Below are 26,859 nucleotides of genomic sequence, written 5' to 3'. Positions count from 1 at the left end.
GCGTTTTCTCTGTGTAACTCTGTGGCTCCGTGCCTCCGTGGCAGGTTTTGAAAGGGGTTATCCATATGTCCAATGCACTTGAAAAAACTGAAGGTATAACCACGGTCGACGGGATTACCAAGGAGTCGACCCAGGGGATGATCGATAAGGTCCTTGAGGTCTATCCGGAAAAGGGCCGCAAGAAGCGGGCGCCGCACCTGGCCCCCAACGATCAGGCGAGCGGCTCGGCTTGCGTCAAGTCCAACAAGAAGACCGTTCCCGGCGTCATGAGCGCCCGCGGCTGCGCTTACGCCGGCGCTAAGGGGGTCGTCTGGGGCCCGATCCGCGATATGGTCCACGTCTCCCACGGTCCGGTCGGCTGCGGCTGGTACTCCTGGGGCACCCGGCGTAACCTGATGTCCGGAACCCTCGGGGTTGACCAGTTCGGCATGCAGTTCACCTCCGATTTCCAGGAGAAGGATATCGTCTACGGCGGCGACAAGAAGCTGAAGCAGCTGCTCGGCGAGGCCAAGGAGCTCTTCCCGCTGGCCAAGGGGATTTCGGTCCTCTCCGAGTGCCCGGTCGGCCTCATCGGCGACGACATCAACGCCGTGGCGAAGACGACCTCCAAGGAGCTGGACATCCCGATCATCCCGTGTAACTGCGAAGGATTCCGCGGCGTCTCCCAGTCGCTGGGGCACCACATCTCCAACGACACCATCCGTGACTACATCATCGAGACCCGCGAGTTCGCCGAGCCGATCGGCCCTTATGACATCGCCCTCATCGGCGAGTACAACATCGGCGGCGACGCCTGGTCGACGAAACCACTCCTGGAAGAGTGCGGCTTCAACGTGAAGGCGGTCTGGACCGGCGACGGCGAGATGGAGCGGATTGCCGCCACCCACCAGGTGAAGCTCAACGTCATCCACTGCTACCGCTCCATGAACTACATGTGCAAGGTCATGGAAGAGAAATACGGCATCCCCTGGATCGAGCTGAACTTCTTCGGCCCCACCAAGATCAGGGAGAGCCTCCGCAAGCTGGCCGAATTGTTCGACGACACCATCAAGGAGAAGGTGGAGGCGGTCATCGCCAAGTACGACCCGGTCTGTCAGGCGATTATCGACGAGGTGAAACCGCGCCTGGACGGGAAGAAGGTGATGATCTACGTCGGCGGCCTGCGTCCGCGTCACACCATCGGCGCCTACGAGGACCTGGGGATGGTCTGCGTCGGTTCCGGCTACGAGTTCGCCCACACCGACGATTATGACCGGACCGCGCCGGAGATGCCCGACGCCACGGTGGTGTTCGATGATGCCTCCGAGTTGGAGCTGGAGCTGTTTGCCCATACCATAAAGCCCGACCTGGTCGCCTCCGGCATCAAGGAGAAGTACGTCTTCCAGAAGATGGGGCTCCCCTTCCGCCAGATGCACAGCTGGGACTACTCCGGTCCCTACCACGGCTACAAAGGGTTCCCGATCTTTGCCCGGGATATCGACATGGCGATTAATAGCCCCACGTGGGAACTGGTGAAGGCGCCATTCTAAAACCTGCCACAGAGACACAGAGTCACAGGGAAATGCGTAAGTGTCTTAAATGACTAACATATAATTTTTGCATTTCTGTTTCTCTGTGAAACTCTGTGACTCCGTGACTCTGTGGCGAGATTTTGAATTGAATCGTCCGTGAACGGATGAGTTCCGGTCGAAAGGAGATACGACAATGGGAAACAATCTTGGATTAGCTGTCAAGCCGGTTACTGAGACCCCTGCCGAAGAGATCGAGCGGGTCAAGGAATGGATCAACACCGAAGAGTACAAGGAACTCAACTTCAAGCGCGAGGCGCTGGTGGTCATGCCTCCCCACGCCTGCCAGCCGCTGGGGGCCGAACTGGTGGCCCATGCCTTCGAAGGGTCGCTCCCCTTCGTCCACGGCTCCCAGGGGTGCGCCTCTTACTACCGTTCCACCCTCAACCGCCACTTCCGCGAGCCGGCTCCGGCCGTTTCCGACGCCATGACCGAGGACGGCGCGGTGTTCGGCGGCCAGAACAACCTCCACGAGGGGCTGGAGAACGCCATCGCCCTCTACAAGCCGAAGATGGTCCCCGTCTTCACCTCCTGCATGCCGGAGATCATCGGGGACGACCTGACCGCGTTCCTCAAGAACGCCCGCAACAAGGGGATCGTGCCGGCCGACATGCCGACCCCCTACGCCAATACCCCGAGCTTCAACGGCTCCCATGTCCACGGCTATGACGTCATGCTCCTTTCCATCCTCCAGACCCTGACAGACGGGAAGAAGGTGGAAGGGCGCTGCACCGGCAAGATCAACCTGATCCCCGGCTTTGACGCCAACACCGGCAACTTCCGGGAGTACAAGCGGATCTTCGATGCCTTCGGCGTTCCCTACACCATCCTGGGCGACATCTCCGAAGTCTTCGATTCGCCCCTGGACGGCACCTACCGGATCTACCCCGGCGGGACGAAGCTGGACGACGCGGCCGACTCCATCAACGGCAAGGCGACCATCAACCTCGGTCCCTTCTCGGCCACGAAGACCTACGCCTGGCTCAAGGACAACTACGCCGGCAAGCATGCGGCCATACCGATGCCCCTCGGCATTGCCAAGACCGATGCGTTCCTGCTGAAGATTGCCGAGCTCACCGGCAAGCCGGTTCCCGAGAGCCTCAAGGCCGAGCGCGGCCGGGCCGTGGACGCCATGACCGACGCCCACCAGTATATCCACGGGAAAAAATTCGCCCTCTACGGCGACCCTGACCAGCTCCTCGGCTACGTCTCCTTCCTCCTGGAGATGGGGGCGATCCCCTCCCACATCCTCTGCAGCAAGGGGAGCAAGAAGGTGGAGAAGGAGATCCAGGCGCTCCTCGACTCCTCCCTGTACGGGAAGCAGGGGAAGATCTACATGGGCAAAGACCTCTGGCACATGCGCAGCCTTCTCATGACCGACCCCGTGGACGCCATCATCGGCGACACCCACGGCAAGTTCATCGCCCGCGACGCGAAGATTCCGCTCTTCCGCTTCGGCTTCCCGATCTTCGACCGGGTAAACCTGCACCGCTACCCGCTCATCGGTTACCAAGGGGTCCTCAACATGGTGACGGCGATCTGCAACAAGTTCATCGACATCACCGACGACACCTGCGACGACCAGTTCTTCGAGATGATGCGGTAACTGCCACGTTCTGACTGCAGCTGAAGTGGGGACAGGTCCCGGATTCCGGGGCGTGTCCCTTTTTTTTCGAGCATGGCGGACCGTCCGATGCCGGACCACCGGTGATCGATGATTGTCTCTCCACCGCGTTGCTGCTAGAATTCTCGAAACAGGACCATCCGCAGACCGGGAGCGACCATGCCGATTGCCGTGTTCGATGCCATACGGGGGAACCTTGAATCCTTTCTCGGAGGGGCCTCGGTGGACCTCGTCCCCGAAGGGAAGGGGGAAAAGGGGGAGAAAACCACCATCAACGTGGTCGTCACGATCGAGGACCGCCGCTACCTCTTCACGGCCCGCCGGGAAACCCTCCCCTTCACCCGCACCGAGGAGTCCTTCTGCCGCGAGCTCCTCACGGCGTTTTCGGCTCTCTACTCCGGCTTCCGGCAGGAAGGGTACGCCGCCCACTTCCGGACGGCCCTTCTCGCCTCCATCATGGACATCACCGTGGCCCGGTCGCTGCGGGGAGACCACCGGAAGGGGTTCTGGCCGATCCAGCAGCTGATCCAGCTCCTGAAGAACCTCTCCTACCAGCGCTATGAAGGAAAGCCGGCCACCACCGGCTTCATCGTCCACCGGACCACCCCGGCGGAGCTTCGGCGGCTGCTCCGCTACCGCAAGCACTCCCTTATCCCCCTGCAGCCCGCCGAGCCCATCACCCCGGCCTTCTTCGACAACCCCCTGACCTACCGCTTCATCGACGGCACCAACCTCTTCTTCGTCGCCAACATCCAGATGCAGGTGACCGGCATCATGAGGACCGGCGGCGGTGCCATGGACAACGATGTGGAGCGGCTGACCAACCGGGAGATCTTCTCTCTCGTTAGAAATGCCGGCTCCGGTGCCTTTGCCGTCACGGTCAACGGGGCGTCGGAGATCGAGGTGATGATCACCCCGGACAAGCTCCTGGTGCGTCGCCGCGGCGTGTGGGCGATCTTCGACCCCGACATCGTCCGCTCGTTTCTTGCCGGGAGCCTCGACGGGGCCGCCGCCGACGATCTGCTCTGGACGCTCTACGCCCTTTCCAAGCTGCGGCACGGAACGGTTGTCCTCGTCTATGACCGCGGGGTCAGGCAGCTGGCCCCCCTGAAGAAAGGATCGGTGGGGGGAGACGATCCGATCGGCCGGCTCCTCATCGGCGGGGTCCGGGGACGGTCGATCGGCGAGCTGAAAGCGGCGGGAACCCTCCTGCGCATCCTCTCCTCCGACGGGATGACGGTCTTCAGCCGCAGCGGCAAGCTCCTGGAAACCGGCTTCATCATCGACACCTCTCATGCCCGTGAGGTGGTCACCGGCGGAGGAAGGACCACGGCGGCCTGCGCGGCATCCTTCTTCGGGAAGGTCATCAAGGTCTCCCAGGATGGGCCCATCGAACTCTATCAGGGGGGGCGCCTTGTCTACCGTTTCGGCTGAGTGGCGCCTGTGCTGCCTGATAACGAGGCATCGGGGGAATATGGGGGCGCGATTCATCGGAACGCGCCCCTTTCCTTATGGGCGCCAGACAATCCCCTTCACCGGTAAAACCTTGACGGGCGGCAGATGCAGGAGTAGGTTGGGCAGCATCGGCGGTGAATGTCGCGGCAGATCGGGTTGGTCTGCGTTGCCGCTTCTGCGCAGGGATGCTTTTGGTGGCATGGATGCCGTTCGGGTCAGGGGGGTGCTGAATCGGACGGCTTTTCTGCGTGGTGACGGAGGGAACGGCATATGGAAGTCGCTGCGGTGGAGAGATGGGGAATGGCGACCGCGTTGCGCGTTGATGATGATGGCATCCGGGCCTTCCGGGAGGTGACGCATGTCCCGAACCGTCAATAGGGGATTCAATGAGCTCCTCCATCGGGTGACCCCCACCCACACGGAGGCGGAGTCTTCGAAGACGCTCCATCTCTCCCTGGCCAACCTCCTGAGGTCCGGCTATGGCCTGAACGATTTCGTCATAACCGGTTCTCTGCACAACGGGACCTGTATCACCGGCTGCAGTGATTATGATTATTTTGCCGTCATACCCACGAACAGATTGAAAGCGGACTCCGCGGCGACGGTTTCCGAGATAAAAAACTATCTCGACTTTCATCTCCACCACGGTGAAGTGAGTGAACAGGTGCCGGGAGTGCGGGTGGCTTTTGGTGTTGGCGCCAAGGATGTTACTGTGGTTATCCCGGCCGACATGGTCGCGGAGGCGAACGGCTGCCGCGTCTATGAGATGCCTAATCCTGCGGGGGGGTGGATGAGGACGAGCCCCGAGGCCCACGGCGCGTACCTGAAGACGCTTGAGCAGCGGCTGGGCCCGGGAGTCAGGAACCTCATAAGACTCATGAAAGCCTGGAAATATTCTGCCGGGGTCTCGATTTCCTCCTTTTATCTCGAGCTGGTGACCGCCAAATATCTGGAAGGGGTATCGTCTGTTGTGTATGACGTGGACATGCACGGCATCCTTTCACATCTGTTCAACACCGAAATGGCACCGATACAGGATCCGACGGGGGTCTCGGGACACGTCCCTCCGTGTACCGCCCATTCCGACTTCGTGGCGGTGAAAGAGGAGCTGACCCTTGCCTTCATCCGGGCGAACAAGGCTCTGGAGGCGCGCCTCCACTATAACGTCGCCGAAGCGTTCGATTGGTGGCACCTGGTGTATAACGGCAAATTCCTCAAATATTTCGAATAGGCACGTCCCGGGGGGTGTCGTGTGCGGCAGATGCCGGTACGTATGAGGGGGATGGAGTGATAATGCCGATGATGCACAATAAATGGGCATTATGGGTGGGGCGGCCACGACCTTGGAATAGTAATTCTCGATAAATCAGTGCGTTACGGTGCGTCGTGGGCTTGGCACGGCCACTGCATTCCCTTTAGCAGTCAGACGCAGCGCACTAACAAGAAACGGGACACCGGCAAAGGCGCCGGCCATCCGAGAGATGGCCGGCGCCTTTTTTCGTTTCCGCTCTTCGAGGTTCCAGCCATGGCAAAGCCCGACTACTACGACGTATCCGAATGCGAAACCCACGACGCGGGCGCACCCAAGTTCTGCAAGAAATCGGAGCCGGGGGAGGGGACCGAGCGCTCCTGCGCCTATGACGGCGCCCGGGTGGTGCTGATGCCGCTTACCGACGTGATCCACCTCGTCCACGGCCCCATCGCCTGCGCCGGCAACTCCTGGGACAACCGGGGGGCGCGCTCCTCCGGCTCCCAGCTCTACCGCCGGGGCTTCACCACCGAGATGCTGGAGAACGACGTCATCTTCGGCGGCGAGAAAAAGCTCTACAAGGCGATCATCGAGCTGGCGGACCGTTACCGCGACCAGGCGAAGGCGATCTTCGTCTACGCCACCTGCGTCACCGCCATGACCGGCGACGACATCGAAGCGGTCTGCAAGGCGGCACAGGAGAAGGTTTCCATCCCGCTGATCCCGGTCAACACCCCCGGTTTCATCGGCGACAAGAACATCGGCAACCGGCTGGCGGGGGAGATCCTCTTCAAGCGGGTCGTCGGCACCGCCGAGCCGCCGGTGCTGGGGGAGTATCCGATAAATCTCATCGGCGAGTACAACATCGCCGGCGACCTCTGGGGGATGCTGCCGCTCTTTGACCGGCTCGGCATCCAGATCCTCTCCTGCTTCAGCGGCGATGCGAAATTCGAGGAGCTCCGCTACGCCCACCGGGCAAAGCTGAACGTCATCATCTGCTCCAAATCGCTCACCAACCTCGCCAAGAAGATGCAGAAGAGTTACGGCATGCCGTACCTGGAGGAGTCGTTCTACGGCATGACCGACACGGCCAAGGCCCTGCGGGACATCGCCCGGGAGCTGGACAACACCGTGGGGGGGCTTGAGAAGCGGATCATGCAGGATCGGGTGGAGCGGCTTCTGGAGGAGGAAGAGGCGAAATGCCGGGAGCGGATCGCCCCCTACCGGGCGCGGCTGGAGGGGAAGCGTTCGGTCCTCTTTACCGGAGGCGTGAAGACCTGGTCCATGGTGAATGCCCTGCGGGAGCTGGGGGTGGAGATCCTGGCCGCCGGCACCCAGAACTCGACCCTGGAAGACTTCTACCGGATGAAGGCCCTGATGCACCAGGACGCCCGGATCATCGAGGATACCAGCACTGCCGGGCTCCTCTCGGTCATGTACGAGAAGGTGCCCGACCTGATCGTGGCCGGCGGCAAGACCAAGTTCCTGGCCCTGAAGACCAAGACGCCATTCCTCGACATCAACCACGGCCGCTCCCACCCCTACGCCGGCTATGAGGGGATGGTAACCTTCGCGAAGCAGCTCGACCTCACGGTGAACAACCCGATCTGGCCGGTGCTGAACGCCAAGGCGCCGTGGGAGAAGGCGGAGGAAGAGCTGGCGGCTGATGTGGCGAAGGCCGCCGGTCACGCCGAAGCCCATCTGGCCGAAGAGCTGAGCGCCTCGCGGGTGAAGGTGCCGACCAAGTGCGCCACGGTGAACCCCCAGAAGAATTCGCCGGCCCTCGGCGCCACCCTGGCCTATCTCGGCATCGACCAGATGCTGGGGCTTCTCCACGGCGCCCAGGGGTGCTCCACCTTCATCCGGCTCCAGCTCTCCCGGCACTTCAAGGAGTCCATCGCCCTCAACTCCACCAGCATGAGCGAGGACACCGCCATCTTCGGCGGCTGGGAAAACCTGAAGAAGGGGATCAAGCGGGTCATCGAGAAGTTCAAGCCGACCGTCGTCGGCGTCATGACCTCCGGCCTCACCGAGACCATGGGGGACGACGTCCGGAGCGCCATCGTCCACTTCCGGCAGGAAAACCCGGAGCTGGCCTCAGTGCCGATCATCTGGGCATCCACCCCCGACTACTCCGGCTCGCTGCAGGAAGGGTACGCCGCGGCGGTGGAGGCGATCGTGAAGAGCGTCCCCGAGGGGGGCGAGACGATTCCCGGACAGGTGACGGTCCTCCCCGGCGCCCACCTCACCCCGGCCGACGTGGAGGAGGTGAAGGAGATCTGCGAGGCGTTCGGCCTCGACCCGATCATGGTCCCCGACATCTCATGCGCCCTGGACGGCCACATCGATGACACGGTCTCCCCTCTCTCCACCGGCGGCGTGTCGATGGAGCGGATCCGCCAGGCGGGGCGGAGCGCGGCGACCATCTCCATCGGCGACTCCCTGGCCAAGGCGGGGCTGGCGCTGAAAGAGAAGTTCGGCATCCCCTGCTACGGCTTTACCTCCATCACCGGCCTGGCCGAGGTGGATCGCCTCATGGAGACTCTCTCCGCCATTTCGGGAAATCCGGTCCCCGAGAAGTTCCGCCGCTGGCGGAGCCGGCTCATGGATGCCATGGTGGACAGCCACTACCAGTTCGGTCTCAAGAAGGTGACCATCGCCCTGGAGGCGGACAACCTGAAGACCATGGCCGGCTTCCTAGCCGGCATGGGGTGCGAGATCCAGGCGGCCATCGCTGCCACGCGGGTGCGGGGGCTCGATGTCCTGCCGACGGAGACGGTCTTCGTCGGCGACCTGGAAGACCTGGAGACGGCGGCGGTGGGCTCCGATCTGCTGGTGGCTAACAGCAACGGCCGCCAGGCGGCGGCGAAGCTCGGCATCAAGGCCCATCTCCGGGCGGGTCTCCCGGTCTTCGACCGCCTGGGCGCCCACCAGAAGATGTGGGTCGGCTACCGGGGGACGATGAATCTGTTGTTCGAGACGGCGAATATCTTCCAGGCCAATGCCAGAGAGGCGCAGAAGCTGGCGCATAACTGAAACCAAATCTGCCACAGAGACACAGAGACACGGAGACACGGAGAAGAAACAAGTCCTTAGGGCACCTCTCTCCTCGTGATGGAAACGGCTTTTGCCTGAACATCAGAAAGATAGATTGTTTTTGGTTTTCTCGGTACCTCTGTGTCTCTGTGGCAAAGAATGAAAGGGGTTTGAGATGAAAGTCGCGTTCACATCAACAACCGGCGAGATGATCGACGAGCATTTCGGTATGGCGAAGAATTTCCAGATCTGGGAGATCGGCCCGGAGGGCTCTTCCTTCGTGGAAACGGTCACCGTCGGTGTCCACGGCGATGACGAGGAGGACAAGATCGCGGCTCGGGCCGCTGCGCTCAGGGAGTGCGCCATCGTCTACACCATGGCCATCGGTGGGCCGGCGGCGGCCAAGCTCGTGGCGCTCAAGATCCACCCCATGAAGACCAATACCCCGGTGAGCCTGAGCGAGATGGTAGGGAAGCTTGAGGAGGTGCTGAAGGGGAACCCGCCGCCGTGGCTCCGCAAGGCGATGAACAAGGGGCACGAGGTATCGTTCGAGGATTGATCTTGTCGGGGCAATTCATGAATTGCCCTTACGCAACCACAAATATTACGGAGGAAGAGAAAATGGCTTACATCACCGGACTGAGAAGAAACAAGACCGAGTACACCCCCGAGTTCGTCGTCTCCATCGACGAGGAGACCTGCATCGGCTGCGCCCGCTGCTTCAAGGTCTGCGCCCACGACGTGCTGACCTTTGAAGAGGTGGACGAGGACGATTCCGCCAAGATGTTCATGAAGGTCTCCAATCCGGGCAACTGCATCGGCTGTCAGGCCTGCGGACGGACCTGTTCGAAGAAGTGCTTCACCTTCGCGCCGGTGGCGATGTAAAGGGAGCGAGCTCCTCCGGAGCGTCTTTAAGAAGAGGGGGTGTCTAATGTTGATCGCAGTTGCTTCCAAGGACGGACGGGAGATCAACCAGCACTTCGGCCATGCCGAGCGTTTCCTCATCTTCGAGGTGGACGCCGGCGGGGCGCGGCTGGTGGACGAGAAGAAGGTGGAGCGGTACTGCACCTACGATGCCTTCCATCCCGAACGGGCCCACGTGCTCCAGGCCATTGCCGACGCCCTTGCCGGCTGCCGCGCCGTGGTCTGTGCCCAGATTGGGCAGGGCCCCCAGATGGAGATGGAGCGGTTCGGCGTCGATGCCTTCGTGGCCGACGGCCCCATCAAGGCGACGCTGGTGGAGATCGCCAAGGCCCTGTAACCACCGGGGATCCCCCCCGCCGAGATCATTCACAACGAGGTGATGACCCGATGCAGAATTCGGCATTCAATCACTGCAACCTCCCCCCCTGGGTCATCGCCTCCCGCCATTTCAACGACAATCCCCACCCCCTGGAACTCCAGGGGGTCCGCCAGGCCAACCGCTTCCTCTTTCAGAAGCTCGACGGGATCGACTCTTCCGAGGAGCGGGGCGAGGTCTTCAACGACTACATGTCGGTCAAGTTCCAGCTCCACCACTGGCAGGACCAGCGGACCGACACCGCCCGCAGGAGCCTCAAGAACAGCTACCTCCGCTATCTGCGGGGGTGGATGATGGATGCCAACTCCGTGGAGGGGGCGGTGCTCAAGGGGTGGGTCGAGAGCCGGATCGGGATCGCTCCGACCTTCCACAGGGTCCCCATCGCCGGGATTCACACCGACGCCTACTACGCCTATGCGGTGGACCGCACCAAGGGGAGCGCCCGGACCAACGCCATCAACTCCCAGCTCGACATCCTCTACGAGTTCTGCCAGTACGAGCTGGGACGCCGCTCTCCCGGCGAGCGGTGGATCACACTCTACCGGGGGACTTGCGATGCGGGCGAATACGAGACGGTGGAGGAGCTCGGCAAGCGGGAAAAGATCGTGCGGTTCAACAACCTCGTCTCCTTCACCGCCGTGGAGGAGCGGGCCTGGGAGTTCGGCTCCACTGTCTGGGAGATCCGGGCGCCGCTGGTGAAGGTATTCTTCTTCAACGACCTCCTCCCCAACAGCATCATGAAGGGAGAGGGGGAGTACCTGATCGTCGGCGGCGAGTACCGGGTGCGACGGGTGATGTGCACGGTATGAAGCACGGAGCCTGAACGGAAAAAGCCCCGGGGGAGCAAATCCTCCGGGGCTTTTTCCGTTTAGAAAGAAGGGAGCTATTGGGCCGTATCGAAAGTCGCCTGCTTCACCGCCATATCCACCACCGGCAGCGCCGGCACCGCCTTGAGGCCATAGACCTGGTCCAGGTCGATATCCTTCGGCACGGCAGCCAGCAGCGCCTCCGCCACCTTCTGGTCAGCCTGGCGGTAGCGGAGTCTGGCTTCCATGGTCACTTTCTTCAGCCCCGCCGGGAAGTGAAGGCCGTAGAACACCTCCTTGTAGCCGCGGGGGGGGATGGTGTCGTGCTTGGCGAAGGCGGTGACCACCCACGGGTCGATGGCGAAGTGGAAGTCGTTCCCCATCCCGTCGGAATTGAAGTTGCGGGCGGTGTCGGGAAGGGAACCGTCGGGGTTGAGGGTGCCGGTGGTCATGACCACCTTGCCGGCTTCATCCCTGGCGGTGATCTCCAGCCACATCTGGCGCACGTTGGAGAGGGAGGTGGGGAGGTTGTGGCCGGCCCGGATGTTCTTCACCCGCACCTTCAGCTCGTCCAGGGCGCCGTCGTGATAGACCGGTAAGAGCTCCAGGTCGGCGGCCGACTTGAGCCGTTCCACCGCCATGTCGTACTGCTGCATGAGGCTCCTGGCCAGCTTTTCATCGCCCGCCTTCTTTGCAGCTCCGGCGGCCAGGTAGGTGAGAAGGTAGTTGGCCCCGCTGAAGTAGTGGTGGTACTCCTCGCGCTGGGGCTTCACGAACTGGTCGGCGGAGCGCTTGAACCCTTCGATGTCGACCATGTGGCAGTCCTGGCAGAGGATATTCTTCTGGGCGTAGGGACCGTGCTTCCATTCGAGGTAGGTGGCCTCGATGGGGAAGTGGGAGTCGTAGTGGTAGACCTGGTGGCAGGAGGCGCAGAGGTCGGCTTTCAGGTGAAGCGGCGACTCCTCGCACTTGTGGAAGCCGCCGCCGCAGTTGTCGGAAGGCTTGAATGGGCCCCGCTTGATGAAGGTCTGGCCATCCTTGGTCTCCACTCCCGGCGTCAGGATGAAGGAGCCGTTCTCCGGTTCGTGGGAGGGGGTCTGCCAGTGGGTCACACCGCTGATGGAATGGCAGACGTCGCAGGAAACCCCGGCCAGGGCCATTTCGGAGAGCCCCGCGTTTCCCGGTCCCTTGATCTCGCCGGTCATCATCCCCACCGGGGAGTGGCACCCCTCGCACTGGCGGGAGACCTCATGACCCACCGCCTTGACCCCCTTGTTCAGCTCACCCTGGTAGATCGGGTCCTTGAAGGCGAGGCTGTGGACCGAGCCGTTCCACTCCTTGTACTGCCGGGAGTGGCAGCCGCCGCACCGTTTCGGCTCATTGAACGGAACGGTGGACTTGTTCCATTTCATGAGCGAGGGATAGTAAGGGTAGAACTCCCGGTCCACGTCGAAGACGGGAGAGGCGGCGGCCAGGGCCGCCGCGGTGCTGGCGACGATGAAACAGGTGAGCATGATGGCGGCGAGGCGTGACGTTCGTTTCATGAGGGATCCTCCTTGACCTGGCGGGGAATGGAATTCTGCTGCGTTTGATTAGGCGCCGCTAAATGTTTAGCAGCAAAAAAGGAGTGCGTCAAGGAGGATGCTACAAAATACCGTCTCGCCCGCAAAGGGCAGGAGATAGAGCGACAAGCTGCGTCGATAGATGCGATGTTTCGGCCACCACCCTTCGGTCCATCCGCTTGAGCCACCGGCGCGGGATGCTCTCCATGCCGTAGAAGGCGCCGGCCAGCATCCCGCAGATGGCGCCGGTGGTGTCGGCGTCGCCCCCCTGGTTGACGGTCCCCGTGAGGCACTCCTCGAAGCTGCGTCCCCGGAAGAAGTGGTGGAAGACCGTCTGCATGGTGTCGACCACGTAGCCGGTGGCAAGCCCCCGGTAGGGATCGAAGGCAAAGGTGGGGTAAGCGGCGATGAGTTGATCCGCCTCCCGGCGCAGGCGCGGCTTGGAGGCGCCGCGGAGGGAGAGGTGGACGAGCCGCCCCAGCGTGATGCAGGCGGCGTCGGAGAGGGGGTGATTGTGGGTGAGGCGGGCCTGCTCCACGGCGCATCGTTCGAGGAGAGCGTCGTCGCCGAGGGTGAAGAGGGCGGTGGGGAGCATCCGCATGGCGGCGCCGTTGCCGCCGTCCCACTGGTTGAAGGGGGTTTCCAGCATCCCCTTCAGCATGAAGTTGCGGATTCCCCGCCGGCAGGTGTCACCCACGTCGATGGGCTTCGACCGGAGCCAGGCGGCAAACTCCCCGGCGATCCCCGCCAAGGACCAGCCGCCGGCGGAGGCGATGGCACGGGCGGCACAGAGGGACATCTCCGTGTCGTCGGTTACCTGGCCCGGTTTCAGCCGCAGCCAGCCGCCGCCGACGATCTCATTGAGGATGCCGTACTTTGCCGCAATCTCGCCGGTGGTCATGAATTCCACCGGCGCGCCGAGGGAGTCGCCCACCGCCAGGCCGACGAAGGCGGCCGCCGCCCGGGAGCGGATATCGGGGAGATTGATCGATACGGTCACGCCGGATGAGAATGCAATAAGTAATCCGGGGCGAAAGGGCGGGGGCACGGGGCGCTCCCGCGGGGGGGTGGCCATCTTTCGCCGCCCCGTTCTGCGGGTGGCAGCTGCCTTGTTTTTAATCACTTCCCCAAAAAATGGGCATCAAAAATTCATTAAGCCTCGATAAAAGCCTTTTAAATACGGTGTGTTGGACGTGTGGATGGTGACGGGGGAGTTCTGGCACGTTTAATGTTAGAGGGGAAACCATCGGTCATACGACGAGGTATTTCCGAAACAGGCATCGAAGCCCGGCGCGAGCACTCCGCCGGGCTTTTTTCGTTCGGCGCCGGCCGAGCCGGCACACACGCCCACGGGAGGTAGACCATGGCCACGTCATGCGATCAGCTGAAGAAGATCCAGGGGCATCCCTGCTTTGGCGGCAATCACCACAAGAACGGGAGGATGCACCTGGCGGTGGCGCCCCGCTGCAACATCAAGTGCGGGTACTGCAGCCGCAGGCACGACTGCGCCAACGAGTCGCGCCCCGGCGTGACGAGCAGGCTCCTCACCCCCGCCGAGGCGATCGCCAAGGTCCGGGAGGTGATGGCGAGCCCGGTGGTCGGCCCCATCATCAAGGTGATCGGCATCGCCGGCCCCGGCGATCCCCTGGCCAACGAGGAGACGTTCGAGACCTTCCGCCTCGTGGGGGAGGAGTTTCCCCATCTCATCAAGTGCATGAGCACCAACGGCCTCCTGCTCCCCGACGCCATCGACCGCCTCCACGAGCTCGACCTCCACAGCCTCACCGTCACCCTCAATACCCTCGATCCCGCCGTGGGGGCGCGGATCTACGGCCACATCAGCTACCACGGCACAACTTACCGCGGTGCCGAGGCGGCGGAGATACTGATCGCCAACCAGTTGGAGGGGCTCAGGCGGGCGGCCGGGTACGGCATGACCATCAAGGTGAACACCGTCTACATCCCCGGGGTGAACGAGGAGCAGATCCCGCTCATCGGCCGGAAGGTGAAGGAGCTCGGCGCCTTCGTCATGAACATCATGCCGCTGATCCCCCAGGCGGAGTTCGCCCATATCGCCCCCCCTTCCACGGAGACGCTCGACGGGGTCCGGGCGGCGAACGAGGCGATCATCGGCCAGTTCAAGCATTGCCGCCAGTGCCGCGCCGACGCCGTGGGGCTCATCGGTCGGGATGTCTCGGTGGGGCAGTCGGCCTGCGTGGTGCCGGGGTAGGCGATGACGCTCCGCCCCTTCTCCGCGAAGGATCTCCCCGCGTTCCTCGCCCGTTCCGAGGATGAGGGGTGGCTCTGCGACCGCTGGGAGTTCGACTTCCTCCGCGGCGCGTTCCCCGGAGGGTGCTTTACGCTGGAGGAGGAGGGGGCGGCCGTGGCCTTTGTCACGTCGATCCGCTACGGCACCAGCGGGTGGATCGGCAACCTCCTCGTCGACCGTGCGCGCCGGGGGCGGGGGTGCGGAACGCTCCTGATGCACCGCACGGTGGAGGCGCTCGCCGCGGCCGGGGTGAAGACGACCTGGCTCACGGCGTCGTCGTCGGGACGTCCCCTCTATGAGCGGATGGGGTTTCGGGAAGCCGACCGGGTGGTCCGCTGGGTCGGGACGGGACGAGGCGGCACCGGCGGGGGAGGTCCGGTCCGGCCAGCGGCAATGGAAGCCTTTGACCGCGCCGGCTGGGGAGATGACCGCCGGACGCTTCTGGCGGCCGTTGCAGCCCGCGGTACGGTGGTGCTACGCCCGGAAGGCTTTCTCGTCGTGCAACCCTTCGGCGACGGCTTTCAGGTGGGTCCGTGGGGATGTTCGGCAGGGGACGGAGCGGCGGAACTCCTGGACGAGGCCCGGGCCGTTGCGGGCGCAGGGACGCGGCTTTTCCTCGACGTGCCGGCCGGCAACGGGGCGGTGACGGCCCTCCTCGGCGCCGCCGGCTTCGTCGCCAGCGGCGAAACCGCTCTCATGTATGCCGGGGCCGAGCCGGCCTACGTACCGTCGCGGGTCGGCGCCCTTGCCAGCATGGGGAGTATGGGGTAGTGTTCTCCTTGGCAAGGTCCGGGAGAGAAAATGGGTTGCGCCGCACCAGCAAACATTGTATTTTGTTTGTATATCTTCCATTTACGTAAAGGTAAAATAAAACTGCCGGGTAAAAGTGCACGACCCACGGTGGAGAGCGCGAGTTTTCGCGGTTCTCTTTACTATTGGTAAAAAAGCATGCCTATTTTTTAGGCATACTTTGCTTGCCTCGCGCCGGTTCCTTTATTATGATTAACGCGTAATTGTTTTTGCCGCCGCAGCCGGTACCGGCTGCGATAGTTCTTCGTCCGGCCATCATCACCAATTTCAGGAGACCGAAACCATGCTCGCCATCGCCTGCATCAAGCAGGTACCCGACACGACCCAGGTTCAGATCGACCCGGTTACCAACACGCTGGTGCGGGAGGGGATCCCGTTCATCGTCAACCCTTACGACACCCACGCCCTGGAGGAGAGCCTGCGGGTGAAGGACCGCTATGGCTTTCGCTCCGTGGCGCTCTCCATGGGCCCCCCCAACGCCGAGGCGGCGCTGCGCAAGGCCCTCGGCCTCGGCGTCGACGAGGCGATTCTCTGCTCCGACCGCTGTTTCGGGGGTGCCGACACCCTCTCCACGAGCAACGTGCTGGCGGCGGCCATCCGGAAGATCGGCGAGGAGATCGGCGAGGAGGTGGGGATCGTCTTCTGCGGCAAGCAGACCATCGACGGCGACACCGCCCAGGTGGGGCCGGGGATCGCGGTGCGGCTCGGCTTCACCCAGCTGACGCTGGTGGACCGGATTGAGGCGCTGGACGTGGCGGCGCGGCGGATCCGGGTGCGGCGCAAACTGGAAGGGCGGTACGAGATCGTGGAGGCGCCGCTGCCGGTGCTGATCACCGTGGTGCGGGAGTTGAACCGCCCCCGCTACCCGAGCGTCCCCATGCGGCTCGCCTCGGCCACGGCGGCGGTGAAACTCTGGACCAACGACCTGCTCAAGCTCGATCCGAACAGCGTCGGCCTCAAGGGTTCCCCCACCTGGGTGAGCCGGATCTTCTCCCCCGAGCGGGCCAAGGGGGAGATCATCGGCGACGGGGTGAACGATCCCGTCGGGACAGCCCATCTGCTGATCGACAAGCTGCTGGCGAAGGACCTGCTGGCGGTCTGACATACGGTGTGATTGAAGACGTAGGGGATACGACATGACCGAACCGAAGAAGATCAAGAAACCCCGGGGGAGGGCGCGGCTCATCGCCGGGAAGTGCATCGCCTGCGGCGCCCGCTGCCAGAGCGCCTGCCCGGTGGACATCATCGAAATGAACGAGGCGGGAGAGCCGGTCATCCTGAGCGAGAAGTGCATAGGCTGCCTCAAGTGCGTGAAGGTCTGCCCGGCGGAGGCGCTGGAGATGTTTTTCACCCCCGAAGAGCAGCAGCTTCTCGACGAACTGGCACGGCAGCAGGGGGCCGACGCCGCCGCTGCCGAAGAGGTGGACGAGGAGGCGGCCGCCCTGGCGCAGATGCTCGCCGCCTACCGCGGGGTCTGGGTCTTCGTGGAGCAGACCGAGGGGGAGCCGGCGCGGGTCTCCTGGGAGCTGATGGGGGTCGGGGCCCAGCTGGCGCAGAGCCTGCAGACGGAACTCTGCGCCGTGGTCATCGGCGAAAACGTCGAACACCTCTGCCACGAGGCCTTCGCCCACGGCGCCTCGAAGGCCTACCTGCTGGACCAGCCGGTCTTCCGGCACTACCGGACCGAGGCGTACCTGGAGGCGTGCTGCACCCTGATCGGCACGTACCAGCCGGAGATCGTCCTCATGGGTGCCACCGGCATGGGGCGCGACCTGGCCGGCGCCGTGGCCACGCGGGTCAAGACCGGCCTCACCGCCGACTGCACCGGGCTCGACGTGGACGACAGGCGCAACCTGCGCCAGACCCGCCCCGCCTTTGGGGGGAACATCATGGCCACCATCATGTGCGACCGGTTCCGTCCCCAGATGGCCACGGTTCGTCCCCACGTGATGCCGCTCCCCGAGCGGCAGGCAGGGGCCACGGGGGAGATCGTGCGGGAGGAGGTTGCCCTCGCCGAGGCCGACATCCTGACCAAGGTGCTGGAGATCATCCGGGACAAAAAAGCGGGGGAGGTGGACATCGCCGGGGCGGAGTTCATCGTCTCCGGGGGGCGGGGGATGATGGCGAAGGAGAACTTCGGGATGCTGCAGGAGCTGGCCGACGAACTGGGTGGCGTGGTGGGGGCGTCGCGCAGCGCCGTTGACGCGGGGTGGATGCCCCACGAGCGGCAGGTGGGGCAGACGGGGAAGACGGTGCGTCCGAAGATCTACATCGCCTGCGGGATTTCGGGGGCGATCCAGCACCTGGTGGGGATGCAGGACTCGGACCTGGTCATCGCCATCAACCGTGACCGTGAGGCGCCGATCTTCGATGTCGCCACCTACGGCATCGTGGGGGACCTCTTCCAGATCGTCCCGGCCATCACCCAGCGGCTCCGCGACCTGAAGCAGGGGAAGCGCGTAGCCTGAGCGCACAAGATTCCATGGTTCCTGCCCCTCTCTGGCAGGCATGAGGTATAGTGATATGCAACCCAATCCAGCCGTTTTCACCCTTCTCCTCCTGGTGGCGCTCGCGTTCTTCGCCGTGAGCCTCTACCGCAGGCTCGGCCTCGTTGCCCTGGGGCGCCCCGGCTACACCTTCCGGGGGGTCGGCGCGGCGGTGCGGGAGATGCTCCTCTACGCCTTCGTGCAGAAGCGGGTTGTGCGCAAGCTCTTCGGCCTGAACCACCTGGTGATCTTCTGGGCCTGCATCTCCCTCGTCCTCGTCAACGTCGAGTTCCTGGTGAGCGGCATGGTCCCCTCCCTCCGGCTGTCGCTCCTCCCCGATGCGGTCTATCTGCCGGTCCGTTTCGTCTCCGACGTGATGGCGGCACTGACCCTGGTGGCCATCGCCTTTGCCCTGGTCCGCCGCACCCTCTTCCCCCCCTACCCGGAGGCGCGGACCTTCGAATCCTACGCGATTCTCCTCCTCATCGCCGTCCATATGATCGCCTATATCGGCGTGAGCGGGGCCGAGATTGCCCTGGGGCACGAGCGGGGCGCTGCGGCGATGCCGGTGTCGTCGCGCTTCGCCGCGGTGCTGGCGGGGTATCCGGAGATGCACGTCCGGGCCACCTTCGGCTTCTACTGGTGGCTCCATGCCGCCGCCCTCTTTGCCTTCATCACGGTGCTCATCCCGTTCACCAAGCACCTCCACGTCTTCACCGCCATTGCCAACTGTTTTCTCCGCCGCGACGGCAAGCCGAACACCCAGCCGCCCGAGCGGTTCGAGCCCAACGAGACGTTCGGCGCCGGCCAGGTGGACCGCCTGTCGTGGAAGGATCTCTTCGATGGCTTTGCCTGCACCAAATGCGGCCGCTGTCAGAACGTCTGCCCTGCCGCCGCCACCGGCAAGCCCCTCAACCCGCGCCAGGTGGTGAACGACATCAAGGTGAACCTCCTTGCCAACGGGGCGCTCCTGAAACGGGGAGGCGCGCCGGCGCTGCCGCTCATCGGCGACGGCGGTACGGGAAGCGTGGCGGCCGACGCCATCTGGTCGTGCACCTCCTGCGGCGCCTGCATGGAGGCATGCCCGGTCTTCATCGAGCACCTGCCGAAGCTGGTGGGGATGCGGCGCCATCTGGTGGAGATGGAGGCGAAGTTCCCCGAAGAGCTCCTGAACCTCTTCGAGAATATGGAGCAGCGCTCGAACCCGTGGGGGATCGCCCCCTCTGAGCGGACCAAGTGGTGCTCCCAGCTGGACGTGAAGCCGTTCGAGGCGGGGAAGACGGAATATCTCCTCTACGTGGGGTGTGCCGGCTCCTTCGATTCCCGGAGCAGGCAGGTGACGGTGGCCCTGGCGCAGATCCTCGACCGGGCCGGGGTGTCGTGGGGGATCCTCGGCAAGGACGAGAAGTGCTGCGGCGACAGCCTGCGGCGGCTCGGCAACGAGTACGTCTTCGACCGGATGGCCCGGGAGAACGTGGCCCTGTTCCGGGAGCGGGGGGTGACCAAGGTGATCACCCCGTGCCCCCACTGCTTCACGACGCTCAAGAACGACTACCGCCAGTACGGCATCGAGCTGGAAGTAGTCCACCACAGCGAGCTGATCCGCACGCTCCAGGCGGAGGGGCGGCTGCGGCTCGACCGGCAGGTGTCGGAGCTGGGGGAGATCATCTTCCACGACTCCTGCTACCTGGGGCGGCACAACGACGTCTACGACGCACCGCGGGAGGTGATTGCGGCGGTCACCGGCGCCGCGCCGGTCGAGTTCGACCGGGCGGGGGGCGAGTCGTTCTGCTGCGGCGCCGGCGGCGGCCGGATGTGGATGGAGGAGCAGCTTGGCAGCCGGATCAACCGGGCGCGGGTCGAGGAGGCGCTGCGGAAGAACCCCGACACCGTCTGCGTGGCCTGTCCCTACTGCATGACCATGTTCGAGGATGGCCTCAAGGACCGGCAGGCGGGGCAGACCCGGGTGCGGGACATCGCCGAGGTGGTGGCCGAAGGGATGCGGCCGCGGCCATAAGTCAACGACCAGCAACGGGCAAAACGGCAAAGGGCGCTCCTGAGGGGGCGCCCTTTGTGCGTTCGGGGTGGACGGGAGACTACTTCACTTCAGACGTGCAGTGGGGGCAGCGCGTTGCCTTGATCGGAATCGCCGAGAAGCAGAAGCCGCACTCTTTGGTGTTGGGGGGGACGGGGACGGGCTCCGCCTTCATCCGGTTGATCTGCTTGATGACGAGGAAGATGGCGAATGCGACGATGATGAAGTCGAGGACCGTGTTGATGAAGACCCCGTAGCTGATGACCGGCGCGCCGGCATCCTTGGCCGCCTTGAGGGAGGGGAACTCCTTTCCCGACAGGTTGATGAAGAGGTTGGTGAAATCCATCTTTCCCAGAAGGAGCCCCAGGGGGGGCATCAGGATGTCGTTGACGAACGACGTGACGATCTTGCCGAAGGCCCCACCGATGATGATGCCGACGGCGAGATCGATCACGTTTCCCTTCATGGCAAATTCCTTGAATTCCTTCAGCATGGCGCTCCTCCTTGGCAGTGGTTATGCGGCAATGAAAATTCAATAATACAGCGATGATTAATTATTACCATGCTTTTGCCGGATGAAAAGCCGGCCTTGCTGATTGTTGGCGGCGTGCGCCGCCGGTTGTCAACGGAGACCGGCGGGCTATACTTGGTAACGAGCCGGGAGAGAGGTGGCGCACTAACAGAGTCGGAGGGAGGAGAGACCATGGCCCTTGTGGAGACATCGCGCGTGAGGGAGGTTCTGGCGGAGCAGATCGGGGTTATCAGGGAATTCGCCGGAAAGCTCGATTCCAGCAGTGACTTTCGGGTGCTGGAGGCTGACATTGCCGAGATCGAGGGGGCCCTTGGCGCGCTGAAGAAGGAGCTGGCGGCAATCCCCCATCGGCACGAGTAGGGAGGCGCCGGCATCTGGCCGGGGGGAGTGTGGCCGTTTCAGTCGATCCGGGCGCCTCAGCCGGCGAATCCGAGACGCCTGAGAAGGTCGGGGGGAGCCTGCTCGAAGCGGGCGAATTCCATGGTGTAGGTGCCGCGCCCCTTGGTGGCGCTGCGCAGTTCCGTCATGTAGCCGAACATCTCGGCCAGGGGGACCAGTGCCCGGATCGTCTCCATCGCCCCCTGGACCGTGATCCCCTCCACCCGTCCCCGCTTCTGCTGCGCCGAGCCGAGGACCTTGCCGGCGCAGTCGGCGGGGGCGACGATCTCCAGGTTCATGAGCGGTTCCAGCAGTGTCACCCCTCCGTCCCGCGCCGCCAGCAGCACCCCCCGGCCGGCGGCGGCCCGCACCCCCGCCTCGGTGGTAACCCCCGCCTCCAGGGGGACGGCGGCGACCCGCACCTCCAGGTCGGTGAGGGGGTAGCCGGTGCGGCAGCCGGCGGAGCATGCCTGGGCGATGCTTGACGCCACTGCCTCCCGCCATTCCCGCGCAATCCCCAGCTCGTCCGCCGGTGGGACGACGAGCCGCACCCCCGCTCCACGGGGGAGGGGAGAGAGCCGCAGCCGTACCTCTCCCCCCTGGATCTTCCCCTCGAACTCGGTCCGGTAGATTTCGTGCCGCTCCACCGGGCGGGTGATGGTCTCCCGGTAGACCACCTGCGGCCTGCCGGTGGCGACGTGGACCCCGAACTCCCGTCCGAGCCGGTCGGTGACCACCTCCAGATGGAGCTCTCCCATGCCGGTGAGGATCGTCTGGCCGGTCTCTTCGTCCTCGTGGACCCGGAAGGTCGGGTCCTCCCACTGGAGCTTCTCCAGCGCCGGGAGGAGTTTCTCCCGGTCGTCCACCCCCCGGGGCTCCACCGCCAGCGACACCACCGGTTCCGGCACCGCAAGCCCCGCCAGGATGAGGCGGTGCGCCGGGTCGCAGAGGGTGTCGCCGGTCAGGACCTCCTTGAGCCCCACGGCGGCCACGATGTCGCCGGCCGTCGCCTCCTCGATCTGCTCCCGCTTGTGGGCGTGCATCCGGAAGAGCCGGCCCGCCTTCTCGAAGCATCCCCGCGTGCTGTTCCAGAGGGCCGCGCCGGCCCTGACCGTCCCCGAATAGACGCGGAGGTAGGTGAGCTTGCGCCCCTCGTCGGACTGGACCTTGAAGGCAAGGGCGCAGAGGGGGCCGTCCGGGTCGCACGGAAGGGTGTCAACGGATTCGCCATCGGGCCGTTGAGCGGTTACAGGGGGAAGGTCGAGGGGGGAGGGGAGCAGCGCGGCGACGGCATCCAGAAGGGGCTGAACCCCCTTGTTGCGCAGGGCCGAGCCGAAGAGCACCGGAAAGATCCGGCAGGCGATGGTCCCCACCCGGAGTGCCCGGCTGATCCGCTCGGGGGCGATCTCCCGCCCTTCGAGGAGATCGGCCAGGACGGCATCGTCGAAATCGGCCGCAGCCTCCAGGAGCTGTTCGCGGGCTTCTTCCGCCTCGTCGGCCAGCTCTGTCGGCACCGGCCGACGGATCACGCTCCGCCCCAGGTCGGCCTCGTCGAAGGTGACCAGTTCCCTGGCGATCAGGTCGATCACCCCGACGAAGTCCGCTTCCGCGCCAACCGGGATCTGGAGCGGGACCGGCCGCGCCCCGAGCCTCTCCGCCATCTGCCGCAGCGTCGCCCGGTGGTCTGCGCCGATCCGGTCCATCTTGTTGATGAAGCAGACGCGGGGGACCCGGTAGCGGTCGGCCTGGCGCCAGACCGACTCGCTCTGGGGCTGGACCCCCTCCACGGCGCTGAAGATGGCGACGGCGCCGTCCAGAACCCGGAGGCTCCGCTCCACCTCGATGGTGAAATCGATATGCCCGGGGGTGTCGATCAGGTTGATCCGGCAGCCGCCCCAGCGGCAGACGGTGGCGGTGGAGGTGATGGTGATCCCCCGCTCCTGCTCCTGGGGCATCCAGTCCATGACGGTTTCGCCGTCGTGGACCTCTCCCATCCTGTGGGATTCGCCGCTGTAGTAGAGGATCCGTTCGGAGACCGTGGTCTTGCCGGCGTCGATGTGGGAGATGATGCCGATGTTGCGGATGGAGTCGAGGGGGGGGCGGTTCATGGGAGGCCTCCGGGAGGGTGGCGGATAAGGATTCAGTATAGCCGATGGCCGTTGACTGACAAGGCGGCGTTGCAGCCGGGGGCGGCTCCCGGTAGAATTGAAGGACGCATCCTGACGTGAAGAGGAGGACAAAATATGAAATTCATCGGTTTCCTTGTTGCGATCCTGCTGGCGGTTGCCGGCGTCGCCGCCGCCGAAGAGCCCGGCGCGGCGCGGCTCAGTCTGGTGAAGGGGGACGTGCAGATTTACACCGACGATGCCGGGGAATGGGTGCCGGCGGCGGTGAATATGCCGCTCCACGAGGGTGACCGGCTCTGGTCCCCCGAAGGGGGGCAGGCGGAGGTGCAGATCCGGGGCGGCGTCTATCTCCGGCTGGACGCCGCCACCTCCCTCGACATCCTCAACCTGGGGGAAGATTCGTTTCACTTCTACCAGGCCGAGGGGCGCAGTTACATCAACAACCGCCGGGGAGGGATCGACCATATCCAGATCGACACGCCGCTCTCCTCCGTCGGCTGCTACGACAACTCCCTGATCATGGTCGACGTGACCGAGGGGGAGGTGACGAGCGTGTCGGTCCTGAAGGGGTATGCCTCCGCCGAAACCCGCAGCGGCAAGACCCGGGTCTCGGCGGGGCAGTCGCTGCGGATCGGTGCCGACCAGGAGGCGGATCTCTTCCCGCTGAGTTCGCCGGACCGATGGGAGCGGTGGAACCGCGACCGTGACCGGCGGGTGGCCGCGGCGGAGTCCCTCCGCTACATTCCCGACGAGCTCGACGACTACGCCTCGGATCTGGACCAGAACGGCCGCTGGCTCTATGCCCCGGAATACGGCTATGTCTGGTCGCCGCAACTCTCGGTCTCCGTTGGCTGGGCTCCCTACCAGAGCGGCCGGTGGGTCTGGATCCGGGGAGACTACGTCTGGATCTCCTACGAGCCGTGGGGGTGGGCGCCGTACCACTACGGCCGGTGGGCCTACGTGGCCCGCTTCGGCTGGTGCTGGGTCCCCCCCGCCCGCGGCGCCGCCTGGTGGGCCCCCGGTTACGTCGGCTGGGTCTCCACCCCGGGCTACGTGGCGTGGGTCCCCCTGGCGCCGGGTGAGGTCTACTACGGCTACGGGCATTACGGCCCCACCAGCGTCAACATCACCAACGTCACCATCAACCGGACGGTGGTGCGGGAGTATCGCAACGTCTCCGTCACCAACGCCGTGACGGTCGTGAACCGTGACGGATTCCTCCACGGCAGGAGGGAACGGGTGACGGTGCGGGGAAATCCCTTCACCGCCGCCAACGTTGCCATCGGCCCGCCGCGCTTCAGGCCCGCCCGCGAGGCGTTGCGGCCGGTGGACCGGAAGATTCCGCCGCGGATGGCGCCGCCGGAGAAGGTCCAGCGGGTGAGGGTCGAGGATATCCGGCGCGAGCGGCGCCTCGTCCCGGAAGAGCGGGGGTCGGTCTTCCGGCCGGCGGTGCCGGCGCAGGAGCTGCGGGTCCGGAAACGGGAGGCGCCGACGCGGGTGATCGAGGAGAAGGCCCCCCCCGCCCCGCGGGAGAAAGCGGTGCCGGCGCGCAGGGGACCCCAGGGGCGCAGCCGGGAGGATCGCCGGAGTGTGCCCCGGCAGTCCGGAGCCGCCAGAGAGCAGGCGCCGCGTCAGGAGCAGGCGGAAAAGCCGGCACGGCAGGAGATCCGGGAAAGCCCGCCGCCCCGCGAGCGCGGCAGCGAACCGAGGGGGAGGGGGCGCCGGGAGGAGCGCGAGTGACGGAAGGCTCCGGGAGGCCGCATCCTGCCGATTGAATTTTGCCGCAATTGTGCGTAGGATGCGGTGTTCCCTGCCGGAACATTTCCTGAGAGAGAGGCCTCCATGACCTTCGACCCCCAGACGATACGGATAGACGGGATTTACGAACAGCGGCAACCGGGGAATTTCATGCTCCGGGTCAAGGTGCCCGCCGGCACCGTCTCCGCGGAGCAGGCGGCGCGGATCGCCGAGATCGCCGACCGCTTCGCCGGCGGCGCGGTCCACCTCACTACCCGGGGGAGCATCGAGCTTCACTGGCTCAAGGAGGAGGACCTGGCCGAGGTCTGGCGGATGCTGGCGGGTGTCGGGCTCACCACCCGCGGTGCGTGCGGCGGTGCGGTGCGCGGCGTCACCTGCGGCCCCGCCGCGGCCCCGGCGTTTCCCCTCATCAGCTCCTTCGCCCAGCTTCTCCACCATCACTTCACCCGCAACCCCCATTTCGAGGGGCTGCCGAAAAAGTTCAAGATCGGGGTCTTCGCCGACCGCACCGACGGCCGTCACCTGATCCAGGACTTCGGCCTGGTGCTGGCCGACTCGGCCGATGCCGCTCCCTGCTATGACGTCTGGCTTGCCGGGGGGCTCGGGCGCGAGCCTTCCGCCGGCTTCCTCTTCGAGTCGGCGGTGCCGGTGGAGCGGATCATCCCCCTGGCCGAGGCGGTGGTGCGGGTTTACGCCGCCCACACCCCCAAGGGGAAACGCCTCAAGCACCTCCTGCGGGAGACCGGCCGCGACGAACTGGTCCGGCGCGTGACGGAAGCCCGCGGCAGGGACCTTCCCTGTGGCGACACCTTCGGCCCTCTGCAGTTTGCGGCGGCCTCCCCCGCAGGGAAGAGCCACCTGGAAGCGGCGGTCTTTGCCGGCGAGCTGAGCACCGATGAGCTGCGGGACCTGGCCGGCATCGCCCGGGAGTTCGCCGGCGGCTTCATGGCCCTCACCGGCGGGCAGAACGTCATCTTCCGGCTCGCCGACCCGGCGCGGCGCGACGACGCCGAACGGGCCCTGGCAGCCGTCGGCTTCGGCGGCACCATCCGCGAACAGCAGGTGGCGTTCCGCGTCTGCCCCGGAAGCCACGAGTGCCGCATGGGGCTCGCCCCCACCCGCGACGTGGCCCTCGCCCTCGTGGCCGCCATGGGCGACGAGGGACTCCGCCGCGACTGGTCCATCTCCGGCTGCCCCAACTCCTGCTCCCAGCCCCAGTTGGCCGAGGTGGGAATCGTCACCGTCAAGAGCATCAAGGGAGACGACGGCGAGCGCCACCCTCTCTTCGACCTCTACCGCCGCGGCGATGCCGACCGGCTCGGCACCCCCGCGCTTCAGGGGCTCACCCTCGATGATCTGACGGCGGAGATCCGGCGGATCGGCTAGCGGCGCCGGCAGTTAATTCCACTGTGCATTCAAGATGACCCGATTGCTCATGGCTTATTTTTCCCCCTCGCCCTGAGGGAGAGGGGCAGGGGTGAGGGGAGAACGTGTCACCTTGAAGGCGATTGGGAATAAGGAATGGCTTTTGACAGGCGTGATGCCGTCGTGTTTCCGGTTTGAATCTCGTCTGAAATATGGTTTAATAAAGACAGGAAGTGCGGTCAGTCGTCACCTCGAAGGAGGTGTGAACCATGAGACACGAAAGAGTGCACGATAAGCTCTGCACGATCGATGACAGCAGCACGATCAGTTCGCTGTCGGCCAATGCCACCGTTTCCTGCAGCAGATGCGGGGTGAAAGCCCATGACCCTGCCGACGTCTGCGACCCGGTACAACTTCCGGAGAGCGGTTCGTTCGGTGACTAGCCAGCTGTGAGGTTGAACGTGAGAAGTGAAAAAAGCCCGGTTTTCCGGGCTTTTTTT

General features: G+C 64.7%; 22 protein-coding genes. 18 read left to right on the top strand and 4 right to left on the bottom strand.

Annotated elements, in window-relative coordinates:
- Positions 1-65 precede the first annotated feature (65 nt).
- From nifD to GPICK_RS13000, 9 genes are all read left to right on the top strand, one after another.
- On the top strand, positions 66-1,529 hold the full coding sequence (gene nifD / locus GPICK_RS13040) for a nitrogenase molybdenum-iron protein alpha chain (protein ID WP_039743915.1): 1,464 nt from the start codon (positions 66-68) through the stop codon (positions 1,527-1,529).
- A gap of 175 nt (positions 1,530-1,704) precedes the next feature.
- Positions 1,705-3,174 carry a nitrogenase molybdenum-iron protein subunit beta gene (gene nifK / locus GPICK_RS13035; protein ID WP_039743914.1) on the top strand — a complete coding sequence of 490 codons (1,470 nt, stop codon included), beginning with the start codon at positions 1,705-1,707 and terminating at the stop codon, positions 3,172-3,174.
- Between the two features lie 177 nt (positions 3,175-3,351).
- Positions 3,352-4,626: a hypothetical protein gene (locus tag GPICK_RS13030; protein WP_039743912.1), complete on the top strand. Its 1,275-nt coding sequence runs from the start codon at positions 3,352-3,354 to the stop codon at positions 4,624-4,626.
- 379 nt (positions 4,627-5,005) lie between these two features.
- Complete coding sequence (locus GPICK_RS13025; protein WP_039743910.1) at positions 5,006-5,878, top strand: nucleotidyltransferase family protein; 873 nt, start codon at positions 5,006-5,008, stop codon at positions 5,876-5,878.
- A gap of 294 nt (positions 5,879-6,172) precedes the next feature.
- Positions 6,173-8,932 (top strand): bifunctional nitrogenase iron-molybdenum cofactor biosynthesis protein NifEN, encoded by a 2,760-nt coding sequence (locus GPICK_RS13020; protein ID WP_039743908.1) that lies wholly within the window; start codon positions 6,173-6,175, stop codon positions 8,930-8,932.
- A 175-nt stretch (positions 8,933-9,107) separates the two neighbouring features.
- A complete protein-coding gene (gene nifX / locus GPICK_RS13015; RefSeq protein ID WP_039743907.1) occupies positions 9,108-9,491 on the top strand; it encodes a nitrogen fixation protein NifX in 384 nt (127 codons plus the stop codon).
- A gap of 62 nt (positions 9,492-9,553) precedes the next feature.
- Positions 9,554-9,817 carry a ferredoxin III, nif-specific gene (fdxB, locus tag GPICK_RS13010; RefSeq protein ID WP_039743905.1) on the top strand — a complete coding sequence of 88 codons (264 nt, stop codon included), beginning with the start codon at positions 9,554-9,556 and terminating at the stop codon, positions 9,815-9,817.
- Positions 9,818-9,863: 46 nt separating this feature from the next.
- On the top strand, positions 9,864-10,193 hold the full coding sequence (locus GPICK_RS13005) for a NifB/NifX family molybdenum-iron cluster-binding protein (protein WP_039743903.1): 330 nt from the start codon (positions 9,864-9,866) through the stop codon (positions 10,191-10,193).
- Positions 10,194-10,243: 50 nt separating this feature from the next.
- Positions 10,244-11,041, top strand: a complete 798-nt coding sequence (locus GPICK_RS13000) for an NAD(+)--dinitrogen-reductase ADP-D-ribosyltransferase (RefSeq protein WP_039743901.1) — start codon at positions 10,244-10,246, stop codon at positions 11,039-11,041.
- 74 nt (positions 11,042-11,115) lie between these two features.
- Here the strand turns inward: GPICK_RS13000 and GPICK_RS12995 are convergent, their stop codons facing one another.
- Both GPICK_RS12995 and draG read right to left on the bottom strand, forming a co-directional pair.
- Complete coding sequence (locus GPICK_RS12995; RefSeq protein WP_039743899.1) at positions 11,116-12,582, bottom strand: cytochrome c family protein; 1,467 nt, start codon at positions 12,580-12,582, stop codon at positions 11,116-11,118.
- Between the two features lie 100 nt (positions 12,583-12,682).
- Positions 12,683-13,600 carry an ADP-ribosyl-[dinitrogen reductase] hydrolase gene (draG, locus tag GPICK_RS12990; protein WP_039743897.1) on the bottom strand — a complete coding sequence of 306 codons (918 nt, stop codon included), beginning with the start codon at positions 13,598-13,600 and terminating at the stop codon, positions 12,683-12,685.
- A 363-nt stretch (positions 13,601-13,963) separates the two neighbouring features.
- Here draG and GPICK_RS12985 point away from each other — a divergent pair, with 363 nt between their 5' ends.
- From GPICK_RS12985 to GPICK_RS12965, 5 genes are all read left to right on the top strand, one after another.
- On the top strand, positions 13,964-14,830 hold the full coding sequence (locus GPICK_RS12985; protein ID WP_039743895.1) for a radical SAM protein: 867 nt from the start codon (positions 13,964-13,966) through the stop codon (positions 14,828-14,830).
- A 3-nt stretch (positions 14,831-14,833) separates the two neighbouring features.
- Positions 14,834-15,640, top strand: a complete 807-nt coding sequence (locus GPICK_RS12980) for a GNAT family N-acetyltransferase (protein WP_039743893.1) — start codon at positions 14,834-14,836, stop codon at positions 15,638-15,640.
- A gap of 322 nt (positions 15,641-15,962) precedes the next feature.
- Entirely contained in the window at positions 15,963-16,781 is an 819-nt protein-coding gene (locus GPICK_RS12975) for an electron transfer flavoprotein subunit beta/FixA family protein (protein WP_039743891.1), read from the top strand.
- Between the two features lie 34 nt (positions 16,782-16,815).
- Complete coding sequence (locus GPICK_RS12970; RefSeq protein ID WP_039743889.1) at positions 16,816-18,147, top strand: electron transfer flavoprotein subunit alpha; 1,332 nt, start codon at positions 16,816-16,818, stop codon at positions 18,145-18,147.
- Between the two features lie 55 nt (positions 18,148-18,202).
- A complete protein-coding gene (locus GPICK_RS12965) occupies positions 18,203-20,182 on the top strand; it encodes a heterodisulfide reductase-related iron-sulfur binding cluster (RefSeq protein ID WP_039743887.1) in 1,980 nt (659 codons plus the stop codon).
- A 79-nt stretch (positions 20,183-20,261) separates the two neighbouring features.
- Here the strand turns inward: GPICK_RS12965 and mscL are convergent, their stop codons facing one another.
- Positions 20,262-20,693, bottom strand: coding sequence for a large-conductance mechanosensitive channel protein MscL (gene mscL / locus GPICK_RS12960; protein WP_039743885.1), 432 nt, complete (start codon positions 20,691-20,693; stop codon positions 20,262-20,264).
- A gap of 210 nt (positions 20,694-20,903) precedes the next feature.
- Between mscL and GPICK_RS12955 the strand changes: the two genes are divergently transcribed.
- On the top strand, positions 20,904-21,092 hold the full coding sequence (locus GPICK_RS12955; RefSeq protein ID WP_039743884.1) for a hypothetical protein: 189 nt from the start codon (positions 20,904-20,906) through the stop codon (positions 21,090-21,092).
- A gap of 56 nt (positions 21,093-21,148) precedes the next feature.
- On the opposite strand, the gene fusA is transcribed toward GPICK_RS12955, so the two are convergent.
- On the bottom strand, positions 21,149-23,218 hold the full coding sequence (fusA, locus tag GPICK_RS12950) for an elongation factor G (RefSeq protein ID WP_039743882.1): 2,070 nt from the start codon (positions 23,216-23,218) through the stop codon (positions 21,149-21,151).
- Positions 23,219-23,353: 135 nt separating this feature from the next.
- Between fusA and GPICK_RS12945 the strand changes: the two genes are divergently transcribed.
- The 3 genes from GPICK_RS12945 (at position 23,354) to GPICK_RS17590 (ending at position 26,802) form a co-directional block, all read left to right on the top strand.
- Entirely contained in the window at positions 23,354-24,976 is a 1,623-nt protein-coding gene (locus GPICK_RS12945) for a DUF6600 domain-containing protein (protein WP_039743880.1), read from the top strand.
- 102 nt (positions 24,977-25,078) lie between these two features.
- Complete coding sequence (locus GPICK_RS12940; RefSeq protein WP_039743878.1) at positions 25,079-26,380, top strand: nitrite/sulfite reductase; 1,302 nt, start codon at positions 25,079-25,081, stop codon at positions 26,378-26,380.
- A gap of 248 nt (positions 26,381-26,628) precedes the next feature.
- Positions 26,629-26,802, top strand: coding sequence for a hypothetical protein (locus GPICK_RS17590; protein ID WP_169745370.1), 174 nt, complete (start codon positions 26,629-26,631; stop codon positions 26,800-26,802).
- Positions 26,803-26,859 lie beyond the last annotated feature (57 nt).

Source organism: Geobacter pickeringii, assembly GCF_000817955.1.
In the GTDB taxonomy this organism is placed as follows: domain Bacteria; phylum Desulfobacterota; class Desulfuromonadia; order Geobacterales; family Geobacteraceae; genus Geobacter; species Geobacter pickeringii.
This window is presented reverse-complemented; position numbering and strand designations above follow the sequence as displayed.

Excerpts from the sequence above, each read along its gene's own strand:
- GPICK_RS13005 (WP_039743903.1), top strand. The coding sequence starts at position 9,864 with ATGTTGATCGCAGTTGCTTCCAAGGACGGACGGGAGATCAACCAGCAC.
- GPICK_RS12940 (WP_039743878.1), top strand. The coding sequence starts at position 25,079 with ATGACCTTCGACCCCCAGACGATACGGATAGACGGGATTTACGAACAG.
- GPICK_RS12965 (WP_039743887.1), top strand. The coding sequence starts at position 18,203 with ATGCAACCCAATCCAGCCGTTTTCACCCTTCTCCTCCTGGTGGCGCTC.
- GPICK_RS12970 (WP_039743889.1), top strand. The coding sequence starts at position 16,816 with ATGACCGAACCGAAGAAGATCAAGAAACCCCGGGGGAGGGCGCGGCTC.
- GPICK_RS12975 (WP_039743891.1), top strand. The coding sequence starts at position 15,963 with ATGCTCGCCATCGCCTGCATCAAGCAGGTACCCGACACGACCCAGGTT.
- nifK (WP_039743914.1), top strand. The coding sequence starts at position 1,705 with ATGGGAAACAATCTTGGATTAGCTGTCAAGCCGGTTACTGAGACCCCT.
- GPICK_RS12945 (WP_039743880.1), top strand. The coding sequence starts at position 23,354 with ATGAAATTCATCGGTTTCCTTGTTGCGATCCTGCTGGCGGTTGCCGGC.
- nifX (WP_039743907.1), top strand. The coding sequence starts at position 9,108 with ATGAAAGTCGCGTTCACATCAACAACCGGCGAGATGATCGACGAGCAT.
- GPICK_RS13025 (WP_039743910.1), top strand. The coding sequence starts at position 5,006 with ATGTCCCGAACCGTCAATAGGGGATTCAATGAGCTCCTCCATCGGGTG.
- GPICK_RS17590 (WP_169745370.1), top strand. The coding sequence starts at position 26,629 with ATGAGACACGAAAGAGTGCACGATAAGCTCTGCACGATCGATGACAGC.
- mscL (WP_039743885.1), bottom strand. The coding sequence starts at position 20,693 with ATGCTGAAGGAATTCAAGGAATTTGCCATGAAGGGAAACGTGATCGAT.
- nifD (WP_039743915.1), top strand. The coding sequence starts at position 66 with ATGTCCAATGCACTTGAAAAAACTGAAGGTATAACCACGGTCGACGGG.
- fdxB (WP_039743905.1), top strand. The coding sequence starts at position 9,554 with ATGGCTTACATCACCGGACTGAGAAGAAACAAGACCGAGTACACCCCC.
- GPICK_RS12955 (WP_039743884.1), top strand. The coding sequence starts at position 20,904 with ATGGCCCTTGTGGAGACATCGCGCGTGAGGGAGGTTCTGGCGGAGCAG.
- GPICK_RS13030 (WP_039743912.1), top strand. The coding sequence starts at position 3,352 with ATGCCGATTGCCGTGTTCGATGCCATACGGGGGAACCTTGAATCCTTT.
- GPICK_RS12985 (WP_039743895.1), top strand. The coding sequence starts at position 13,964 with ATGGCCACGTCATGCGATCAGCTGAAGAAGATCCAGGGGCATCCCTGC.
- GPICK_RS13020 (WP_039743908.1), top strand. The coding sequence starts at position 6,173 with ATGGCAAAGCCCGACTACTACGACGTATCCGAATGCGAAACCCACGAC.
- fusA (WP_039743882.1), bottom strand. The coding sequence starts at position 23,218 with ATGAACCGCCCCCCCCTCGACTCCATCCGCAACATCGGCATCATCTCC.
- GPICK_RS13000 (WP_039743901.1), top strand. The coding sequence starts at position 10,244 with ATGCAGAATTCGGCATTCAATCACTGCAACCTCCCCCCCTGGGTCATC.
- GPICK_RS12995 (WP_039743899.1), bottom strand. The coding sequence starts at position 12,582 with ATGAAACGAACGTCACGCCTCGCCGCCATCATGCTCACCTGTTTCATC.
- GPICK_RS12980 (WP_039743893.1), top strand. The coding sequence starts at position 14,834 with ATGACGCTCCGCCCCTTCTCCGCGAAGGATCTCCCCGCGTTCCTCGCC.